This is a genomic window from Pseudonocardia sp. McavD-2-B, from assembly GCF_024124365.1.
In the GTDB taxonomy this organism is placed as follows: domain Bacteria; phylum Actinomycetota; class Actinomycetes; order Mycobacteriales; family Pseudonocardiaceae; genus Pseudonocardia; species Pseudonocardia alni.
The window spans coordinates 1-2,165 of the sequence record NZ_JAMXSG010000472.1 but is presented as its reverse complement, the minus strand read 5'-3'; the positions used below and the strand labels follow the sequence as shown (position 1 = coordinate 2,165).

The window sequence follows — 2,165 nt, the reverse complement described above, 5'->3', positions numbered from 1 at the left end:
TGGCGGGTGGTCCGCCGCGGGCGCCCCGGTTCCGGCTGATGCGCCGCCTCGGTGCCGGTGGTTTCGGTGGGGTCTGGCTGGCCCACGACGCCAAGCTCGGCCACACAGTGGCGGTCAAGTCCGCGCACGCCGCGGACCCGGAGACCGAGGAGCGCATCCGCCGGGAGGCCGCCGCGCTCGGCGCGCTGCGCCACCCCTGCTGCGTGCAGATCCACGACCTGCTGCACGCCTCGTCCGACCCGGGCCTGCAGGGCATGGACGGGCTGGTCATCGTCATGCAGTACGTCGACGGCATGTCCCTGGGCCAGCTCGTCGGCGAGCAGGGCCCGGTGGACGACATCTCCGCGGCCCGCATCTGGACCGGCATCGCCGGGGCCCTGCACACCGCGCACCGTGCCGGGGTGCTGCACCGCGACATCAAGCCGGGCAACATCGTCGTCGACCCGCAGGGGCACCCGCACCTGATCGACTTCGGGATCGCGCGCAAGCAGGGCGACTCCACGCTGACCCAGACCGGCTACGTCCTGGGCACGCCGGACTACCTGGCGCCGGAGGCCGCGGCCGGGAAGCCCGCCTCGCCCGCCTCCGACGCCTGGCAGCTCGCGGCGGCGGTGTCGTTCGCGCTGAGCGGGCACCCGCCGCGCGGGGAGTCCGCCGACGCCGTCGCCGGGCTGCGGGCGGCCGCGGCGGGGGCGAAGCTGACCCACCTGCAGAGCCGGACCGCGCACCTGGCGCTGCTCAAGCAGGCGATGCGCACCGAGCCGCACCGGCGCCCGGACCTGCCCACGGTGCAGGGCAAGCTCGACGGCTGGCTGCGCCGCCACGGGCACCGCGCCGACGGCCCGGTCACCGCGATGCTGGAGTACCGCCGGGGCTGAGGGCCCGGTCCGCCCACGGCGCTGCGCAGGGCCGTGGGCGGACCGCTCAGAGCCAGGCCTGGACGAACAGCCGCAGGGCCAGGCCGAGGCCCGCGACCGCGATGCCGATCCGGACCAGGCGAGCCGGGAGACGCCGGGCCACGACCGGGCCGAGCCGGCCGCCGATGAGCAGGCCCAGGGCCAGTGCGGGCACCGCGGCCCACGCGACGTCGCCGAGGACCGCGAAGCCGACCGCGGCGACGGCGTTCGCCGCCCAGGTCAGCACGTTCTTCAGCGCGTTGGCCCGCAGCAGGGTCGCGCCCGGCAGCGACAGCGTGAGCGCCAGCATCATCACCCCGGCCGCGGCGCCGAAGTACCCGGCGTAGACGGCGACGCCGAACACCCCCACCGCGACGCCCGGCCCGGGCGGTCGCGGTTCGTCCGCGGGCCGGGGCGGGCGCAGGAGCAGCAGTGCCGCGACCGCGACGAGGAACGGCACGATCCGCTCGAAGCCACCGGCCGGGGTGAGCAGCAGCAGCCCGGCCCCGGCCGCGCCGCCGAGCAGCGCCGGGCCGATCCAGCGGCGCAGCTGCGGCCCGGCGCCGCGCAGCTCCGGGCGGGACCCGGCGACCGCGCCCGCCCCCTGGAACAGCATGCAGACGGTGTTCGTGATGTTCGCCGTCGTCGCGGGGAGCCCGACGGCCAGCAGCGCGGGGTAGGAGAACAACGACGCGAGGCCGGCGACGGCGCCGATCAGGCCGGCCGCGACGCCGGCACCGAACAGCGTGAGCAGCTGCCACGGGGTCACGGACGGTGCATCTCGTTGTCGATGCACAGGACCCTACCCGCCGCCCGGTGAGGGGCACGACCACGTCACAATGACGCCGATCGGCGCAGCGACCTGCGTCGGAACGGGGGGCACGGTGGTGGGTCCGCGCGAGGCCGGGGTGGGTGCCGCCCTGCTGCTCCTGCTCGCGGGCTGCGGCACCGCGGGCCCCGACGTCGCTGCCCCCTCGCCCGCCCGCCCCGGCCCTCACGGCCGCGACGACCCCGCCCCCGGCGACCACCCCGTCCGCCCCGGCCGACGACGGCGGCCCGGCCGGTCCGTGCACCGGCGACACCCTCGACGTGTCCGCCACCGCACCACGCACCGACGGGCCGGCCGCCGTCGCCGACCTGGTGTTCCGCAACACCGGCAGCGCCCCCTGCATGCTCGACGGCTATCCCGGGGTCGCGTTCGTGGCGGGCAACGAGGGGACCCGCGTCGGGCCGCGGGCCGCGATCGACGGGCCCCGGGCGCGGGTGCGG

3 protein-coding genes are annotated in these 2,165 nt (G+C 77.4%); 2 read left to right on the top strand and 1 reads right to left on the bottom strand.

Annotated features, from left to right (window positions below):
* The coding region (locus NH602_RS30335; RefSeq protein ID WP_308292904.1) for a serine/threonine-protein kinase at nucleotides 1-878 on the top strand (878 nt) is incomplete at its 5' end.
* A 46-nt stretch (nucleotides 879-924) separates the two neighbouring features.
* On the opposite strand, the gene NH602_RS30330 is transcribed toward NH602_RS30335, so the two are convergent.
* Nucleotides 925-1,665, bottom strand: a complete 741-nt coding sequence (locus NH602_RS30330; protein WP_251782577.1) for a sulfite exporter TauE/SafE family protein — start codon at nucleotides 1,663-1,665, stop codon at nucleotides 925-927.
* 143 nt (nucleotides 1,666-1,808) lie between these two features.
* On the opposite strand from NH602_RS30330, the gene NH602_RS31580 reads away from it, so the two are divergent.
* On the top strand, nucleotides 1,809-2,165 hold a 357-nt coding region (locus NH602_RS31580; protein ID WP_308292903.1), incomplete at its 3' end, for a DUF4232 domain-containing protein.